Origin of the sequence: Mycobacteroides sp. PCS013 (genome assembly GCF_049532645.1) — a bacterium.
GTDB classification, from domain to species: Bacteria; Actinomycetota; Actinomycetes; order Mycobacteriales; family Mycobacteriaceae; genus Mycobacterium; species Mycobacterium gwanakae.
In genome coordinates this window covers 3349416-3365556 of sequence record NZ_CP150131.1, presented here as the reverse complement: position 1 = coordinate 3365556, position 16141 = coordinate 3349416, and the positions used below count along the sequence as shown (strand labels likewise).

Sequence of the window (16141 nt, the reverse complement as noted above, 5' to 3'; positions counted from 1 at the left end):
CTCAACAGAACCTGAAGAAGTGCGGTAGGCAGACGTCTTGTCCGGGGATCACCCGGTCGTTCTCGTTGATGGTGATGCCGTTGCCGCTGAGCATGGGCAGGACGATTCCGACAAGCTGGCCCCACTGTTCGGCGGCCTTGCCCAGCTTCTCGGGGTACTTAGTGAGCGTGTCGACGATATCGTCGAGGCCGTTGAGCATGGGCTCGTAATCACGCGCATAGGCGGTGGTGAACCGGTTCACCAACCGAAAGAGTTCCTTGAGTAGCACGAAGACCTCGATCAGGTCGGTGACGTTATTGCGATACTTGGCACCGAGTTTGGACAGCATGGTGACGATCTGGGCGAGCTGCGCCTTGCCTGTCTTAAAGGCCCGGAGGTACTCGTTGGCGTAATTCAGCGTGGCGTGGAAGTCCTCGGTGGTGGGCTCAAGTGCTTTGATGAGTGTTTGCGATGACTGAAAGAAGTCGCGTAAACCATCGGGGTACTTGTCGACTGCGTTCGCCACTTCCATCAGGCTGTCGTGGATGACCTTAGCGTCCACCTTCTTGACCACCGGCGTGAAATTCTGGAACAACTCATTGATCTCAAAGGGGACGCTGGTGCGTTCGGGCGGGATGGGCATGCTTCCGAGCGGGATGGAGCCTTCCGGGTATAGAGCTACGTAGTGCCCGCCCAGCGGGGTAAGCATACGGATGTCGGCACGCGAGTCAGATCCGACCGGTATCGAGTGATCCACGGTAAAAGTGGCCTTTACCAAGGACTTATCGATACGTACACTCGACACCTTGCCCACCGAAATGCCGGCGATGCGCACGTCGTCGCCGGCGCGCAGCCCGCCGGAGGATCGCAGGAGCAGCGCATACGAATTCATGCCGCTGGTGTTGACGAATGCCACCCCGGTGGCGGCGAGCACCGAAGCTATGACGAGGACACCGATGAGGCCGTTGCGGCGATTACGTTTGGCCGCCGCGTGCTCGTCGAGGATCGGATTGTTTCGAGCGAAGATCTTCTTGAAGAAGCTCACTTGCACACCACCAGATCCTGATTGGCGAAGGACACTTCACCGATACCGGGCATTTTGACGGTGCCGTTCTTGCATTCGAATGCGGTGGGGGGCGCTGTCTTCTCCTCGATCAAGGAATCGCGCATGCCCTGTATGAGATCGGGGATCAGCGAGAGGCCGGCCATGATGGTCGGTGTTCCCGGAGTGGTGCGGCTGGCTATGTCGTACAAGGGCAGCTGCGCGCCGTCGACCGTGTTCTCGATGTATCGCAGCATGCTGATCGCCCTGCGCAATATCGGCAGTGCATCGTTGCCGGCTCGCTTGAATTCGTCAGCCTGCTTCTCGAAGGGTTCCAACACGTCGTTGAGGTCGTTGATCAGATAGAACAGCTGATCAGAGGTGCCGCCCAAATCTTTCGAGATATTACCCAGGTTCGTAATGATCGTTTGCAGTGCGGCCTGGCGGTCGACAGAGAGCTTGAGGACTGCGTCGATGTCACGCAAGATCGGACCGATTCCGCGCTGATCGCCCTGGATGAGCTGCAGGATGTTCTCGGTCAACTGGTTGAATTGCGCGGGATCCAATGTTTGGAATATGGGCCGAAAACCGTTGAACAACTTGGCAATATCGAAGGAGGGAATGGTCTGGCCGAGCGGAATCGTCGCGCCGGCCGCCAGGGGAGCACTAGATGCCGACGCTTGGGCGATCTCGACGTATCGTTGGCCTACCAGGGACTGGTAGCGGATCGCCACGATTGTGTTCTGATATAGCGGATGATCGGTCAGCACGTTGAACGTGACGCGTGCGTTACTGCCGTCCAGGTGAATCTTCTCGACCTTGCCCACCTGTACGCCGGAGATGCGGACATCGTTGCCGACGAATAGGCCGGAGGCATCGGTGAACAGCGCATCGAAGCGCCGCACCGGCCCGTTGACCGGGGTGCGTAGCGCGTTCACGATGATCAGAGTCAGCACCACTGCCACCGCGAGAATCGCGGTGAGGCCCGTCATGAGAAGCGCTATCCGTTTCATCGTTGTCCTCCAGCGGGCGGTCCGGGAGCGGCCAGGACGTCAGGTGTCATGGGTAGTGCCGCACCCAGCCCTGGAGCAGTGTCCATGATCAGCTGAACATTGAGGCGCACCTTGCCGTTGTCGACCGGGAACGCGGCAGTGGTGCGATCGAACAGACCGTTGAGCCTGTCGTACGCCGGGGCGAGGCTCCCCAGGAAGAAGGAGCCTGGAATGGCAAGATCTAATAGAGATCGAACCAACGGAACGATCCAGTCGTTGTTTCTGTTAAGTCCATCGCCGACCCCTTTAACGATGGTCGTGAGTGAATTGATCGCGGCGGTGGCCCGCTCGGTGTCAGGCGGTGCCGCCATGAAGGTCAGGCTGTCGAGCAGCCTGTTGGTGGACGCGATAATCGGGACGAACTCGTTGGTTCCCTCCATTAAGGACGCCATCACGTTCAGTGTCTTGGAGAACGGCACCTTTTGTGCGTCGGCGATCATCGCGAACAGGTCCCAGAAGGACTTCACCACTGGGGCAGTGAGGTCGGCGTGCCGCTCGAACGTCGCGATGATGGCATTGAATTCGGGACTATCCAGGATCGCGCCGAGCTTTTGACCCATCCGCAAGAATCCGGTGATGGATGCGGCCTGGACGTGGCTGCTGATCTCCAGCACGCCACCGGATTTCAGCGGCTCGCCGACACCGCTGCTGACCAGCTCGACGGCGGCGGTCCCGAAGATGTTCGATGAAGTGAACTGCGCCTTGGTATCTGACGTGAGTGCCTTGGCCTGTCGGCCGTCGAGGATCACGGTCATCCGTTGCTTGTTGTATCCGGTGGTCTGCAGCGACTTGACCTGCCCGATGTTGTAGCCGCGGTACTTGACCTCGCCACCCGGGCCCATGCCCTCGCCGATGGTGTTGGTGATGAGGGTGAGTTCGAAGGGCTCGCCGTAGCTGCCGATACCAGCTTGATACAGCGAGTAGCCGCTGGCGGCAACCACCGCCGCGACCGCAACGCCGCGGAGCTTGAGAGCAACCGGGCCCGCAGAGCGTCCACTCGGATCTTTGTAGATGGCCATCCGTCACCCCGATATCTGAACGCCAGGATTGTTGCCCCAGAAGAGCAACGTGAGAAGCATGTCGAAAAGGACGATCGCGACCAGGGAGGCCCGGATGGCGCGACCCGAGGCCATCCCAACCCCCTCGGGACCGCCGCCGGCGTAATAGCCCTGATAGCACTGGATGGCGATGATGATGACCACGAACACCACGGCCTTGATCACCGAATAGAGCACGTCTATCGGATGGACGAATGAGTCGAAGTAATGCTTGTACACGCCCTGGGACTGGTTGTGGACGAAGAACACCATGAAGGCGCAGGAGCCGTAGGCCAGCAGCAAGGTCAATACATACAGCGGGACGATGATGATGACGCCGGCGATCACTCGGGTGGTGACCACGAACGGAATGGATCTGATGCCCTGAGCTTCCAGCGCGTCGATCTCTTCGGAAATACGCATGGCGCCGATCTCGGCGGTCATCCGGCATCCTGCCTGTGCGGCGAATCCGATGGCGGCGATCATCGGTGCCATCTCCCGGGTGTTCACGTAGGCCGAGATGAATCCGGTGAGAGATCCCATGCCCACCATGTCCAGGGTCGAAAAGCCAACGATCCCAACAGATGCGCCCACCGCGATGCCCATGAACACCAGGACGCCGATGACCCCGCCGCCGACGATGATCGAGCCGTTGCCCCAGGTCATATCGACGAGCAGGACACCGGTTTGTCGCCGGTAGCGTTTGAGGGTCTGCGGTATGGCGGCCAGCACCAGACCGACGAACGTGATCTGGTGGCCGAGATGTTCGGCGGAGCCGCCTGCTCCCTTGGTGAAGTTCCAGATCGACCTGGCGGCTGCGGGCAGTTCGTCGGGGAAGTATCGGCCCGGACGGGATGTCGCCATTCTCAGCCCACCTTCGATGGCATGAACATCGCGACGATCTGGGTGATCACGGTGTTGAGCACCATGACGGTGACCACGCCGATCACCACGGTGGCGTTGACGGCATCGGCGACACCTCGTGCGCCGCCCTTGGCTTCCAGGCCGCGCTGGCAGGCCACGAGGATGACCACGACACCGAACAGCCAGGTCTTGAGAACCGCGACGGTGACGTCGTTGACGTTGGCGAACGCGGCGAACGAAGACAGGTAGCTGCCGGGCGTGCCGCCCTGAAAACCCACGTTGACCAGGTAGCCAGCGAAGATGCCCACGAAAATGATGAAGATGCACAACAGCGGTGACACGAAGAGAATCGCCGCCAGTCGCGGGGTGACCAGGCGCTGGACGGGATTGACACCCATGACCCGCATGGCGTCAACCTCTTCCCGGATGCTTCTGGCACCGAGATCGGTGGCGACGGCCGACCCCGCCGCGCCACCCAGGAGGAGGGCGGCGACGATGGGTGCGCCCTGCTGGATCACGCCCAGGCCGCCGGCCGCGCCAGAGATAGACGAGGCGCCGACCTGCGAGATGATGCTGCCCGCCTGAACGGCGACGATTACACCGAACGGGATGGACACCAGGATCGCCGGAACAACCGTGACTGTCAGGATGAACCAGGACTGGATCACGGTGTCCTGCCACGGATGGCGCAGCCGGACGATGTCGCTGACAAGAAACGCGAAAGATTGCGCCACCAGATCGACATAACGTCCGAGCGTTTTCAGCATCGAATCGGTCTGAGAGATCACATATTCAGCGGGGCGCCGGACGATTCCGGGCGCCCGATCGAGTAGCTGGAATGCTCCGCCGGGGGGAGAACCGGGCCCGCTGTCCACGCTCGATTTGCTGTCGGATTCACCATCGGAGTCTTCGAACCAGTCCACCGGAGCGGTCTCTGCGCGCGTCTCGGCCACTACTTGACTCACGGCTGAGTTCAACAGTGGCTCCTCTGGCTTCTCATTTCGGGCCCGACCTGGACGAACAGCCCGCTTAATGGACAACTGTGTAACAGTGGGTATCTAGTACCCCACATCACAGTCGGTGGCTTAGTGTGGTGTAGGTCATGGTCCGTGTCAAGCGCGGGGTTGCCGCGTTTGACACGTTGCAGCGTGTGCCCACGCATGTGGGTATGCCATGCGTCCCGGTCGGAACGCTGTCATGACGAGGCTGTCGGAGGTCCCCCGACCCGGTCCTCTAGCAATTCACTGGTTCAGTGGTCAGTTTATTGGCTAGGGCAGAGGCTAGCGGAGGTTCCAGATCTTGGGACGCGAATTGTCAAGAATTTGCGAGTGCGGGGGGAACGGTGGTGATCGACCGCACCAGCTCGATAAACGAGTCGATGTATGCCTGGCGCGCATCTCCCGCGAGCTCGCCTCGGACCGCCTTGAGGGTGGCTGCCATCGACATCCCGGTGATGGCATGCGCCAGAAAGGTGGCGTCGATGGCCGAGGTGATGGTGCCGTCGGCGCGGGCCTGCTCGATGATGGTGATGTTGACGGACTCGATGAGGTCGAGGATGCCGAACATGCGTTTGGTCATCGCCGAGTCGAGCAAGCCCTCACGCAGGATGACCTGCAAGATCTCTGGGCTGTTGTCCAGCATGTCGAACAGGCGGGTGAACACCGTGCGCAGATGCTGTTCAAAGTCGCCCGCGTTGCCCGACAGGTCGCTAGTGTCATTCACCGCGGCGAGCGTTCTCTGGAAGTAGCTGTCGATCACCGCGTCCAGCGCATCGCGTTTGGTATCGAAATACAGATAGAACGTGCCCCGGCCGACGCCGGCGCGCTGGGTGATGTCGGTGATGCTGGCCTTGTGGTAGCCCTTCTCGGCGAACTCCAGCGCGGCCGCCTCGGTCAGGGTGCGCTGGCGTTCGCGTGCACGCTGTGGGTTCGGCGGGCGGCCCGGGCCTCGCCGGTCTCCGTTGGTGCTGGACACGCGAACACAGTAACCACTCCTGGCAAATATTTTGGTAAATGCACTAACTTGCCGCCTCGCATTCGGGCGCAGTCACAACCAGCTTCATTAGCTGAACTGTATGTCGGATAAATATACCGAGGTGGGGTACAGATGGTCCATACCTCCATCTAGGGTGCACGATCTCGTCGCGGTAACCGCATTATTTGCTGGCGGTATGGAGAGGGTCACGTGTCACGATCTGCCACGGCGAAGATCGGTCCTCCTACGTGGTGCTATGCGCCTCGGACGCCCAGCTATTCGGTCTACGATGTGGTCGTGTCAACGCAGGTGTATCCCGATCGCGGCCTTCCTGAGCTGACCGGTGATGCGCGCGTCGACCGGTGGCGCGAGCACCGTGCGAAGGTTCGCGCGGAATTGGTAGAGGCCACCCTGAACGCGATCGACGAGCTCGGTCCCGACCTCTCGATCGACGACGTCCTGAAATCTGCGGGGATATCCCGGCCCAAGCTGTATCGCTTCTTCACCGACAAGGAAGCCCTCTTCGCCGCGGTGGCGATGCGCGTCCAGGAGTTGGTTGTCGAGCGTTTGGTCTCGAACATCGACCTGTCCGTCAGTCTGCTCGAACTTTTCCGCTCAGGGCTGGCCGGCTATGTCGACCTCGTCGATGAGCGGCCCAACCTCGTGCGCTTTCTGCTGAGCGTTCAGTATGCGAATGCGACATCGCTCATCGAGAGCGGGCGCCCGTTGTCCGATGCCATTGCCCAGCTGGTGGGGTCGGTCTTCAGCTCGCGCGGCGGCAACGCCGACCACATCGAATACGTGATCGACGCGATGCTGGCCTCCACGGGTATTGCCGTACTGCGCTGGTTCGATGAGCCGGTCATCAGCAAGGAGACCCTCGTCGACGAGCTGGTGGTTTACGTGTGGGGTGGGCTCGCGGCGTCGGCCAAGGCCCGTGGCGTCGAGCTGAATCCGGACGAACCCGTCCTCGTACCTGCCGAATAGCTTTCAGCGCTGTTCCAGGGCGCTTCTTGTCTTCTCGCGCTGGGTCTATCGCTGATCGGCCCGGCGCTGTGTCGCGCCTATTTCATCTGCCGCGGTGTATTGCGTCCCATGCCGCCGCCGTCTTATGGTGTACTCCAGGTAGTACTTTGAGTACTAGTAACTTACCGTCACAAGGGAGTGATGACATGGTGAGCCCAGCTGCGGCGTACCCCAAGACTCGGCGGATCAGATTTCGGTTCGGCGATGACGGCAATGCCCACAAGTACTTCGTGGAAGACGACATCGTGTACAGCCACTTCGTCGCGGGACTTTCCGGGGGCTTCCCGCCCGGGGAAGAGGGATTCATCCGTTCGGTGCGCAAGTTCTCTGACCAGATCACCGATCCAGTGCTCAAGAAGCGTGTCGCGGGATTTATCGGGCAGGAGTCGGTGCACGGGCAGGAGCATCGCCGGGTCAACGAGAAGCTGGTCGAAATGGGCTATCCCATCGCGTGGTGGGATTCGCAGAAGCAGGTTGACCGGTTGATCAGGTTTGAGAACATGCTCCCCGCCCACGCGCATCTGGCGTTCACGGCCATGGCCGAACACATGACCGCGATCCTGGCCGAGCGGCTGCTGGGCAGTGATGAGGTACAGGCCATTCCGGGTGATCCCGAGGTCTGGCATCTGCTGAACTGGCACGCTTTGGAGGAACTGGAACACAAGTCGGTGGCGTTCGATGTGTATCGCGCGGTTGGCGGTACCGAGACGATGAGGATCGGGCTCACGCTGGCCGCGATGACCATCGTCCCGCCGCTGACGCTCGGCATCCTGGCGGGATCGCTGCTGTCCGATCCGGTCGCGCGGCGTCAACCGCTCCGACTGCTGAAAGAAGCGCGGGGACTTTTCGGCGGGCCCTTGTTCAAGGGAATTCTGGGAGACGTCCGCAAGTATCTGCGACCGGGCTTTCATCCCGACGACATCAACACCGATGAACTGCTGGATCGTTGGCAGAAAGAGCTTTTCGGCACCAAGGGCATTCTCGTCGACCATCTCAAGTAGCCCGCGACACGTCAAAGGAGACGCGAACGGTGAGCACTGCCGCACGGCATTCAACGACGGCCGAACTGACACAACCCGATCACGAGGTAGCGGTGATCGGGGCCGGATTCGGTGGAATCGGAACCGGCATTGCGTTGCAACGCAAAGGTATCCACGATTTCGTCGTCATCGACAAATGGGACCAGGTGGGTGGCACCTGGCATGCGAACACCTATCCCGGGGTCGCGGTTGACATCCCGTCAGTGGTGTACAGCTTCTCCTATGAACAACGTGGCGATTGGTCGCGTCTGTTCGCGCCGGGGGACGAGTTACAGCACTACGCCGATTTTATGGTGGACAAGTACGGACTGCGCGAGAAGCTGCGATTAGGGACAAGCATCATCCGCGCGGAGTTTGATGAGCGAAACAGCTTGTGGCGATTGACTACTGACGGCGGAAAGGAAATTACCGCCAGATACTGCGTGATGGCGGTCGGTGGCCTGGAACGCCCGAAGATGCCCGACATCCCGGGAGTCGATGACTTCGCCGGGACGCTCTTGCATACCGCCCTGTGGGATCACGATGTGGCGCTTGAGGGTAAGCGTGTCGCGGTGATAGGGACCGGGGCGACCTCCCTGCAGTTGGTTCCGGCCATCGTCGACCACACCAGCCATCTCACGGTCTTCCAGCGCACACCAATCTGGGTGGGGCCGAAGTTCGATCTCGAAATCGGCTCTCTTGGGCGGAGGGTGCTGGGAAACAGGCGGATTCGTTCTGCCATCCGATCGGTGGCGACCGTCGGCATCGAGCTTGCGATGAGCGGTCAGGTGGCCGGTCCGGCCTGGCTGATCAACGCGGTTCGCCGTGCCGGCGAGGCGCCGATGCGCCGCTGGATGCGCGAGCAGGTCCATGATCCCGTCATCAGGGAGAAGTTGATCCCCCAGTACGGGTTGGGTTGCAAGCGCCCGTCGATGTCCAATGAGTACCTCAAGACGTTCAACCGGAATGACGTCAGTTTGATCACCGAATCGATCGAATGCGTGACGCCCACCGGAGTGCGTACGGTGGACGGGGTTGAGCACGACGTCGACGTGCTGATCTGCGCGACGGGATTCAAGCTGTGGGACAAGGGTTCTGTGCCACCATTTCCCGTCCTCGGGCGCCACGGACGGAATCTCGGCGACTTCTGGGACAAGCACCGTTTCCAGTCCTACCAAGGGGTTTCAGTGCCCGGGTACCCCAATATGTTCTCCATCACCGGGCCGTATGGATTTGTCCTGGGGTCCTACCTGTGGATGATCGAGGCGACATCGGCGCACTTGGCGCGGGCCATCGCCGAGACCAAGCGCCGCGGAGCCACCGTCTGTGAGATCCGGCAGGAGGCCCACGACGAGTACTTCCAGAAGTGCCTGAAGCGGCAGGAGAAGAATTTCCTGTTCACCGATGTGTGCGCCGGTTCGAATACGTACTACCTGGATCAGAATGGTGACTCGCCATTCCGGCCGACGACGCACGGCGAGATGTACTGGCAAAACCGGCATTACAACCTCGACGTATATCGCTATTCAACGGGCTCTGTGGTTCCCGAGATCGTGGCATCGACCGTCGGCGAGAGTGCATGAGAAACAATCCGCTGGAACCCCGGTTGGTGGTGGTGACCGGTGCGGGGAGCGGTATTGGGCGAGCGACCGCCATCCGATTCGCCAAACGCGGTGCTTACGTGGTGGTTACCGATCTGGATCTGGACACCGCCAATGAGACAGTGGATCTGATCCACGCGGAGGGGCGCAACGCATCGGCTGTGCAGCTCGATGTCACCGACCCCGCCCACTGGGAGGATGTTGCCCGCTACGTGTCCATCGAACATGGCGTGGCGGACGTGCTGGTGAACAACGCCGGAATTGTGGTCAGCGGCCCATTCCTGAAGCTGAGCGCCGCGGACTGGGATAAGCAGTTGTCCGTGAATCTGATGGGGGTGGTGCACGGATGCCGGGTCTTCGGTGAGCAGATGGTCGCGCGTGGGGGAGGCCACATCGTCAACATTGCCTCGGCGGCGTCGTACACGCCGACCGCGGTGATGGCACCATATTCGGTGTCCAAGGCAGGGGTGAAGATGCTCACCGAATGCCTGCGGCTTGAATTGGGGCCCAAGGGTGTTGGCGTGAGCGCGGTGTGCCCCGGATTCATCAACACCAATATCGGTCTGCACGGCACCATGGTGGGCGTCGACCAGGAAATCGTTGACGCAAGCCAGCGCAGCATGCAGAGAATGCGCGACGTCACGGAGAAGCTGCCGTGGACGCCGATGAGCCCCAACCTCGTCGCGCGGGCCGTTACCCGTGCGGTCCGTCTGGATCTCGTGGTGGTTCCGGTGAAGCTCGAATCGTGGTTGGGGTACTTCCTGTCGCGGGCGTTCCCGGCCCTGAACAGGCGACTGATGGCTCCGTTCGGTATCGACAGATTCGAGCGTCTGGGTGAGCGTGCGGCGGCCAAACACACTGAGCGTCAGGCTCCGATTCTTGTCGAGAGCGTGCGGTAGGAGACCAAGGTGAAACTCAACAAACTTGAGCCCCAGCTGGTGGTGGTGACCGGTGCAGGCAGCGGCATCGGCCGGGCCACCGCCATTCGATTCGCCAAACACGGTGCCCACGTGATCGTTTCCGATATGGATCTTGACTCTGCTCAAGCCACCACGGCCATGATCCGCGCCGACGGCAACACGGCATCGGCGGTGCAATTGGACGTTACCGATCCGGTTCAGTGGGAGACCTTCGCGCGGGACGTACTCGCCGACCATGGCGTAGCCGACGTGCTGGTGAACAACGCTGGAATCGCCTTGGGCGGGGCATTTCTGAAACTCAGTCCGGCCGACTGGGACCGGTTGCTCTCGGTGAATCTCATGGGAGTGGTGCATGGGTGCCGGGTCTTCGGTGAGCAGATGGTTGAACGCGGCAGCGGCCATATCGTCAACATCGCCTCGGCAGCGGCCTTCACGCCGACGCCGGTGATGGCTCCGTACTCGGTGTCCAAGGCCGGGGTGAAGATGCTCACCGAATGTCTTCGCCTGGAACTTGGTCCGAAAGGTGTTGGTGTTAGCGCAATTTGCCCAGGATTCATCAACACCAATATCGGGATCAACGGAATAACTGTGGGCGTGGACCAAGCCATGGTCGATCGGGGTAAGGAAATCATGCTCCGGGTGCAGGAGTTCGCGGCCAGCCTGCCGTTTTCCCCGATGAGCCCCGACCTGGTGGCGCGCGCCGTTCTGCGCGCGGTGAAGTACGACCTTGCGGTGGTGCCGGTGCGCACCGAGGCATGGCTCGGGTACGTCCTGGGCCGAGTGGCGCCGGGAATCAACCGTCGTACCACCCAGGCGTTCTCGATCGAACGAGCCGAGCGATGGGGAGCCTGGGCGCTGGGCAAGTTGGATGATCTGAATCTGCTTCCGCGCCAAGGTGGCGTCGAGGAGGCTCGAAAGCCCACGGCAGCAAGGAGGTAGACAGATGAACGACACATCAGACATCGGCGATGTGGCGCTGCATGCCCGCAACGTCACGTTCGACTTCTCGAACTCCCCGTTGCAATGGATCCCGGATGAGCCGGTGGCTTCACACGCACTGTCGGCGCTCAACTTCATGTTGCCTGCCGGCGAGCTGTTCTTTGTCGAGGTGTTCGGCCGGGCGCTGCCGCATATCAAGGACGACAAGCTGCGTGAAGAGGTCATCGGCTTTATCGGTCAGGAGCAACTGCACTCCGACACGCACGACAAAGCGCTGCTGCAGTACTTCGGGCAGCACGGTATCGATGCACAGCCGCTGCACGATCTGACCGACCGTGTGCTCGACACCTTCAAACAGCAGTTGGATCGGCTTCCGGCGAAGGTGCGCTATCGCGTGATGGTGGAAGGCATCGCCATCATCGCGGGCATCGAGCACCTCACCGCCACCGCGGGAGACTGGCTACTCAACTTCGACTTCGAGAGTTACGGTGCGGACCCGGTGATCACCGACATGTTCCGCTGGCACGGTGCGGAGGAAGTCGAACACCGCAGTGTGGCTTGGGATCTTGCTCGGCACCTTGGGGTCGGACGGCCCCGGATGCTGGCGTACTTCATTGGCTCCTGCGCGACAATCCCCGTCGGGCTCGTCTTGCTCAGCTGGCTGCTCGCACGTGCCGATCCGGGCCTGCCGAAGGTGAGCCTGGCGCGCTGGCTACGCGAGACGAACCGGGCGATGAAGCGCGGCGCCACGCTGAAATGGAGTGTTCTGGGGGAGGGTTTCCGGAGCTTTCTGCGGCCCGGATTCACCCCGGAATCGATCGGGGACACCGCACAGGCGGTCGCGTATCTTGCGAAGTCTCCGGCGGCCAAAGCCGCGGCCGTGGCATGACGCGGGCACTCCCGGTGGCGGCCCCTACGGGTCGCCACCCTCTGGGCTGGGGCATGAAAGTTCTTGACGTTGTGGGGCCGCCCGCCGTCGCCGCATTGGGTAAGACGCTGCCCGCCGTGCTGCGGCTGAGCCCGTTGTTGGGGCCCGTGCGTCAACCCACATGGGTGGACCGCTCACTGAATCTGGTTGTCCGGGAACGTTCGGTAGTCGCTGCCGATCAGGACGTGGTGGCTTTCACGCTGGCTGCCGCGGGTGGTGGAGAACTGCCGAGATGGCGACCGGGCGCACACCTGGATGTCACCTTGCCGTCGGGGGCTGTGCGTCAGTACTCGTTGTGCGGTGACCCGCGCGACCGGTACCGGTACCGGATAGCGGTCAGGCGCATACCCGAAGGCAAGGGGGGATCCATCGAGCTGCACGACGCGGTGCGCGTCGGAGACGTGCTCGGCGTCAAAGGGCCGCGAAACGCCTTCCCGCTGGCCACTACAGGTCACCTGAACGCCGGGGTCCGCCAGTTCCATTTCGTGGCCGGCGGGATCGGCATCACACCGATTCTGCCCATGCTGGCGGTCGCCACAGAGCGTGGGCTCCCCTGGACGATGACCTACGCCGGGCGCAGTAAGGAGTCGATACCGTTCCGCGATGAGCTGGCCCGGTACGGCGAGCGGATCACCGTCCGTACCGACGACGAGGACGGGATGCCGACGGCAGCCGATCTGCTGCCGCCATTGCATCCCGATCTGGCGGTGTATTGCTGCGGGCCCGGCCCCATGCTGAAGGTGATTCGCGATGCGGTCGCTGAGTACCCGGGCGCAGAACTGCATTTCGAGCGATTCTCGGCTCCGCCGATCGAGAATGGGGTGCCATTCCAGGTGCAGCTGGGCGGGGGCGGCCCGGTGCTGGATGTCGGACCGCAGAACAGTGCACTGGATGCGGTTCTCGCGGCCCGGCCCGGCACGCCGTACTCGTGCAGGCAGGGCTTCTGCGGCACCTGCAAAGTCAAGGTGCTCGCGGGGAACCCCGATCATCGCGACACCCTCTTGACCGAAACTCAGCGCGCCGAAGGCCAGATGCTCTTATGTGTGTCTCGTGCCGACGGCGGGCGACTGGTACTGGACATCTAAGAACGGAGACATGGGATGACTCTCACGACAGAGCGCGCCGACGGAGTGACGAACGACGTCGTCACCGAGCACGTGGTGCGCAACGGGGATATCGACGTCGCGTACTTCATTCAGGGCAACCCGGATGGGGAAACCCTACTGCTGGTGCACGGATGGCCCGATTCGCATCATCTCTGGGACGGTGTCACGCCGCTGCTCAGGGACCGCTTCCGGGTGGTTGCCATTGACAATCGCGGTGCGGGAAAGAGCACCAACCCCAAGAGCTTCCGTGACTTCCGGCTCGCCGAGATGGCCAGCGACTACGTCGCGGTCGCGGATGCGGTGAGCCCCGACAAGCCCGTGCATGTCCTGGGCCACGACTGGGGCAGTGTCGCGATGTGGGAAGCCATCTGCAATCCCGACCTGGAACACCGGTTCTCCTCGTTCACCTCCGTGTCCGGACCCTCTGCGCATCACATGAGCCGGTGGGTGCGCTCGCGACTCGGCAGTCCCACTCCGAAGAATGTGGCGCTTGCCCTCGGGCAGATTGGCTCGTTGCTGTACATGTTCGGGTCCATGACCCCCGTCATTCCCAATGTTCTGCTCAAGCTCACCATGAACGAAAACCGTTGGCGTGCTGGACTGTCCGTCGCCGAAGGTGCACCTGTCGAGCAAATTCACCTCGGGCCGACGTTCATGAGCGATATCACCAGGACATTGCGTGTCTACCGGGCCAACGCGCTCCCGGCGATGCTGCACCCGCAGGACCGGCACACCGGTGTGCCCGTCCAGGTGATTGTCGGCACCCGTGATCCCGCGGTGCGCCAGTCGAACTACGACGACGAGCTCAAATGGAACCAGCGGACATGGCGGCGAGTGGTCGACGGTGGCCATTGGCTGCCGTTCTCGCACCCGAATGTGCTCGCCACGGCGGCTGTCGAACTCATCGACGCGGTATCGGGCAAGGAGCCCGACCGCGCATTACGAAGGGCAGAAATGGGTAAGAGCCGCAAGCCGTTCGAAGACCAGCTGGTGGTCATCACCGGAGGGGGCAGCGGTATCGGCAGAGAGACCGCCCTCGAATTCGCCCGACAGGGTGCCGAGGTGGTGCTCTCGGACGTGAACCTCGACGGTGCCAACGAGACCGTCACGCTCATCGAAGAGGCCGGCGGTGTGGCGCACGCCTACCGGCTCAACGTCGCGGACGAGGACGCTGTCAACGCGCACGCGGAGGAGGTGGTCAAGCGGCACGGTGTACCCGACGTCCTGGTGAACAATGCCGGAGTGGGTGCCGCGGGCGGCTTCCTCGACACACCCTCGGAAGAGTTCCGCCGTGTTATCGAGATCAACCTGTTCGGAGTGGTGAACGGCAGCCGGGCATTTGGCGCGAAGATGGCCGAACGTGGACTCGGTGGGCACATCGTCAACCTTTCCAGCATGGCTGCCTACAGCCCGCAGAAGGCCTTCACCGCATACTCGACGAGCAAGTCCGCCGTGTTCATGTTCTCGGACTGCCTGCGCGCCGACCTCGCCGCCAACAACATCGGTGTCACCACCATCTGCCCCGGCGTGGTACACACCAATATTGTTGCCAACACCAAGATTTCGGGTGTGGACGCTGAGGAAGAGGCGCGGATGCAACAGGCCGGTGACAAGGCCTATGCGATGCGTCGATACGGCCCCGACAAGGTGGCGCGCCAGATCGTGAACGCGGTACGTAAGAACAAGCAGGTCGTGCCCGTGACACCCGAGGCCCGGCTGCAGTATCTCAACAACCGGCTGGCGCCGGGTCTTACCCGCTACTTCGCATCCAAGGCGGGTATGACCGATCTCATCAAATTGGTGCCCAACAAGAAGTAGAGAGCGCTCCGCCGTCAGGTCGCGATGCGCAGCGCGGCCTCGCGGCGGGCGCGGATGAATTGTCCCTGGCCGGTGAGTGTTTGGTCGATATCGGTCCACCCCTGAGCACGTAGCCAGCCGGTGACTTCTTCGCGGCCGAACGCGCGGAAGCCGCCGATGCGCATGGCTCCGGTGACACCCGGTAGCGATGCCGCCGGGGTGCGCAGAGATGTGAAGATCACGATCTGGCCGCCGGGTCCCGCGACTCGGCACAGTTCTCGCACGGCCTGTTCGGGATTCGGGATGAGGTAGAGCGCGGCGAGGCACACCACGGTGTCAAATGTCGCGTCGGCGAACGGAAGTGCGTGCGCGCTCCCCCGGATGTAGTCGATGTGTTCGGCCGAGTTGTCGCGCACTGCCCGCCGCAGCATGGGGCCTGACAGGTCCAGGCCGATGCACGCGCCGTCGTTGCCGAGCTGCGCGGCGAGTTCGCGGGTGTACAGACCAGGACCGCATGCGACATCGAGGATCTTCAGATCGCCGCGCCCGGCGATCTCGCCCATCAATGCGGTGTGGGCCTTGAGGGTGCTCTTGCCGCCATAACTGAATCCACGGGTGAACATCGGCCGCCAGGCGCGCTCGTAGATCGCCGCCAGCAGCCGGCTCTGCATGAACCGGTTGGCCAGGGACACCGGCTCGTCGTCCTCGGGGCCGAGCACGTCGAGATAGCCGTGCTCGCGCGTGGGGGAGTGTGTGATCCGGGTGGGATCCACGAACGTCTCGGCGAGCGTCAGATCTGGCTGGTTGCCCACGGTCCCTCCAGTGCACATCGGTTGATTCAAAATTAGTGAAACGGA

15 protein-coding genes are annotated in these 16141 nt (G+C 62.1%); 8 read left to right on the top strand and 7 right to left on the bottom strand.

The features are described 5' to 3' along the window. Nucleotide 1: 1 nt before the first annotated feature. From RHO23_RS16935 to RHO23_RS16910, 6 genes are all read right to left on the bottom strand, one after another. Entirely contained in the window at nt 2-1006 is a 1005-nt protein-coding gene (locus tag RHO23_RS16935) for an MCE family protein (protein ID WP_109501490.1), read from the bottom strand. A gap of 14 nt (nt 1007-1020) precedes the next feature. Next, nucleotides 1021-2034: an MlaD family protein gene (locus RHO23_RS16930; protein WP_064409608.1), complete on the bottom strand. Its 1014-nt coding sequence runs from the start codon at nt 2032-2034 to the stop codon at nt 1021-1023. Continuing rightward, complete coding sequence (locus tag RHO23_RS16925) at nt 2031-3092, bottom strand: MlaD family protein (protein WP_064409607.1); 1062 nt, start codon at nt 3090-3092, stop codon at nt 2031-2033. Before RHO23_RS16925 ends, RHO23_RS16930 begins: the two co-directional genes overlap by 4 nt. A gap of 3 nt (nt 3093-3095) precedes the next feature. Then, nucleotides 3096-3974 carry an ABC transporter permease gene (locus tag RHO23_RS16920; RefSeq protein WP_064409606.1) on the bottom strand — a complete coding sequence of 293 codons (879 nt, stop codon included), beginning with the start codon at nt 3972-3974 and terminating at the stop codon, nt 3096-3098. A 2-nt stretch (nt 3975-3976) separates the two neighbouring features. Then, complete coding sequence (locus tag RHO23_RS16915; protein WP_057967819.1) at nt 3977-4939, bottom strand: MlaE family ABC transporter permease; 963 nt, start codon at nt 4937-4939, stop codon at nt 3977-3979. Between the two features lie 349 nt (nt 4940-5288). Beyond that, on the bottom strand, nt 5289-5948 hold the full coding sequence (locus RHO23_RS16910; RefSeq protein ID WP_064409605.1) for a TetR/AcrR family transcriptional regulator: 660 nt from the start codon (nt 5946-5948) through the stop codon (nt 5289-5291). Between the two features lie 291 nt (nt 5949-6239). Between RHO23_RS16910 and RHO23_RS16905 the strand changes: the two genes are divergently transcribed. The 8 genes from RHO23_RS16905 (at nt 6240) to RHO23_RS16870 (ending at nt 15305) form a co-directional block, all read left to right on the top strand. Continuing rightward, the gene (locus RHO23_RS16905) at nt 6240-6935 is read left to right on the top strand and encodes a TetR/AcrR family transcriptional regulator (protein ID WP_057967820.1); all 696 of its coding nucleotides are present in this window, start codon (nt 6240-6242) and stop codon (nt 6933-6935) included. A gap of 185 nt (nt 6936-7120) precedes the next feature. Beyond that, nucleotides 7121-7975, top strand: coding sequence for a metal-dependent hydrolase (locus RHO23_RS16900; protein ID WP_030096463.1), 855 nt, complete (start codon nt 7121-7123; stop codon nt 7973-7975). Nucleotides 7976-8004: 29 nt separating this feature from the next. After that, nucleotides 8005-9576 carry a flavin-containing monooxygenase gene (locus RHO23_RS16895; RefSeq protein ID WP_057967821.1) on the top strand — a complete coding sequence of 524 codons (1572 nt, stop codon included), beginning with the start codon at nt 8005-8007 and terminating at the stop codon, nt 9574-9576. Then, a complete protein-coding gene (locus RHO23_RS16890; protein WP_030096465.1) occupies nt 9573-10493 on the top strand; it encodes an SDR family NAD(P)-dependent oxidoreductase in 921 nt (306 codons plus the stop codon). Before RHO23_RS16895 ends, RHO23_RS16890 begins: the two co-directional genes overlap by 4 nt. Before the next feature lie 9 nt (nt 10494-10502). Next, nucleotides 10503-11453, top strand: a complete 951-nt coding sequence (locus tag RHO23_RS16885; protein WP_057967822.1) for an SDR family NAD(P)-dependent oxidoreductase — start codon at nt 10503-10505, stop codon at nt 11451-11453. Between the two features lie 4 nt (nt 11454-11457). Continuing rightward, nucleotides 11458-12342, top strand: a complete 885-nt coding sequence (locus tag RHO23_RS16880; RefSeq protein WP_057967823.1) for a metal-dependent hydrolase — start codon at nt 11458-11460, stop codon at nt 12340-12342. A gap of 53 nt (nt 12343-12395) precedes the next feature. Beyond that, nucleotides 12396-13466, top strand: coding sequence for a PDR/VanB family oxidoreductase (locus RHO23_RS16875; protein ID WP_057967824.1), 1071 nt, complete (start codon nt 12396-12398; stop codon nt 13464-13466). A 15-nt stretch (nt 13467-13481) separates the two neighbouring features. Beyond that, nucleotides 13482-15305: an SDR family oxidoreductase gene (locus RHO23_RS16870; RefSeq protein WP_057967825.1), complete on the top strand. Its 1824-nt coding sequence runs from the start codon at nt 13482-13484 to the stop codon at nt 15303-15305. A 14-nt stretch (nt 15306-15319) separates the two neighbouring features. On the opposite strand, the gene RHO23_RS16865 is transcribed toward RHO23_RS16870, so the two are convergent. Next, a complete protein-coding gene (locus tag RHO23_RS16865; protein WP_030096470.1) occupies nt 15320-16096 on the bottom strand; it encodes a class I SAM-dependent methyltransferase in 777 nt (258 codons plus the stop codon). Nucleotides 16097-16141: the final 45 nt, after the last annotated feature.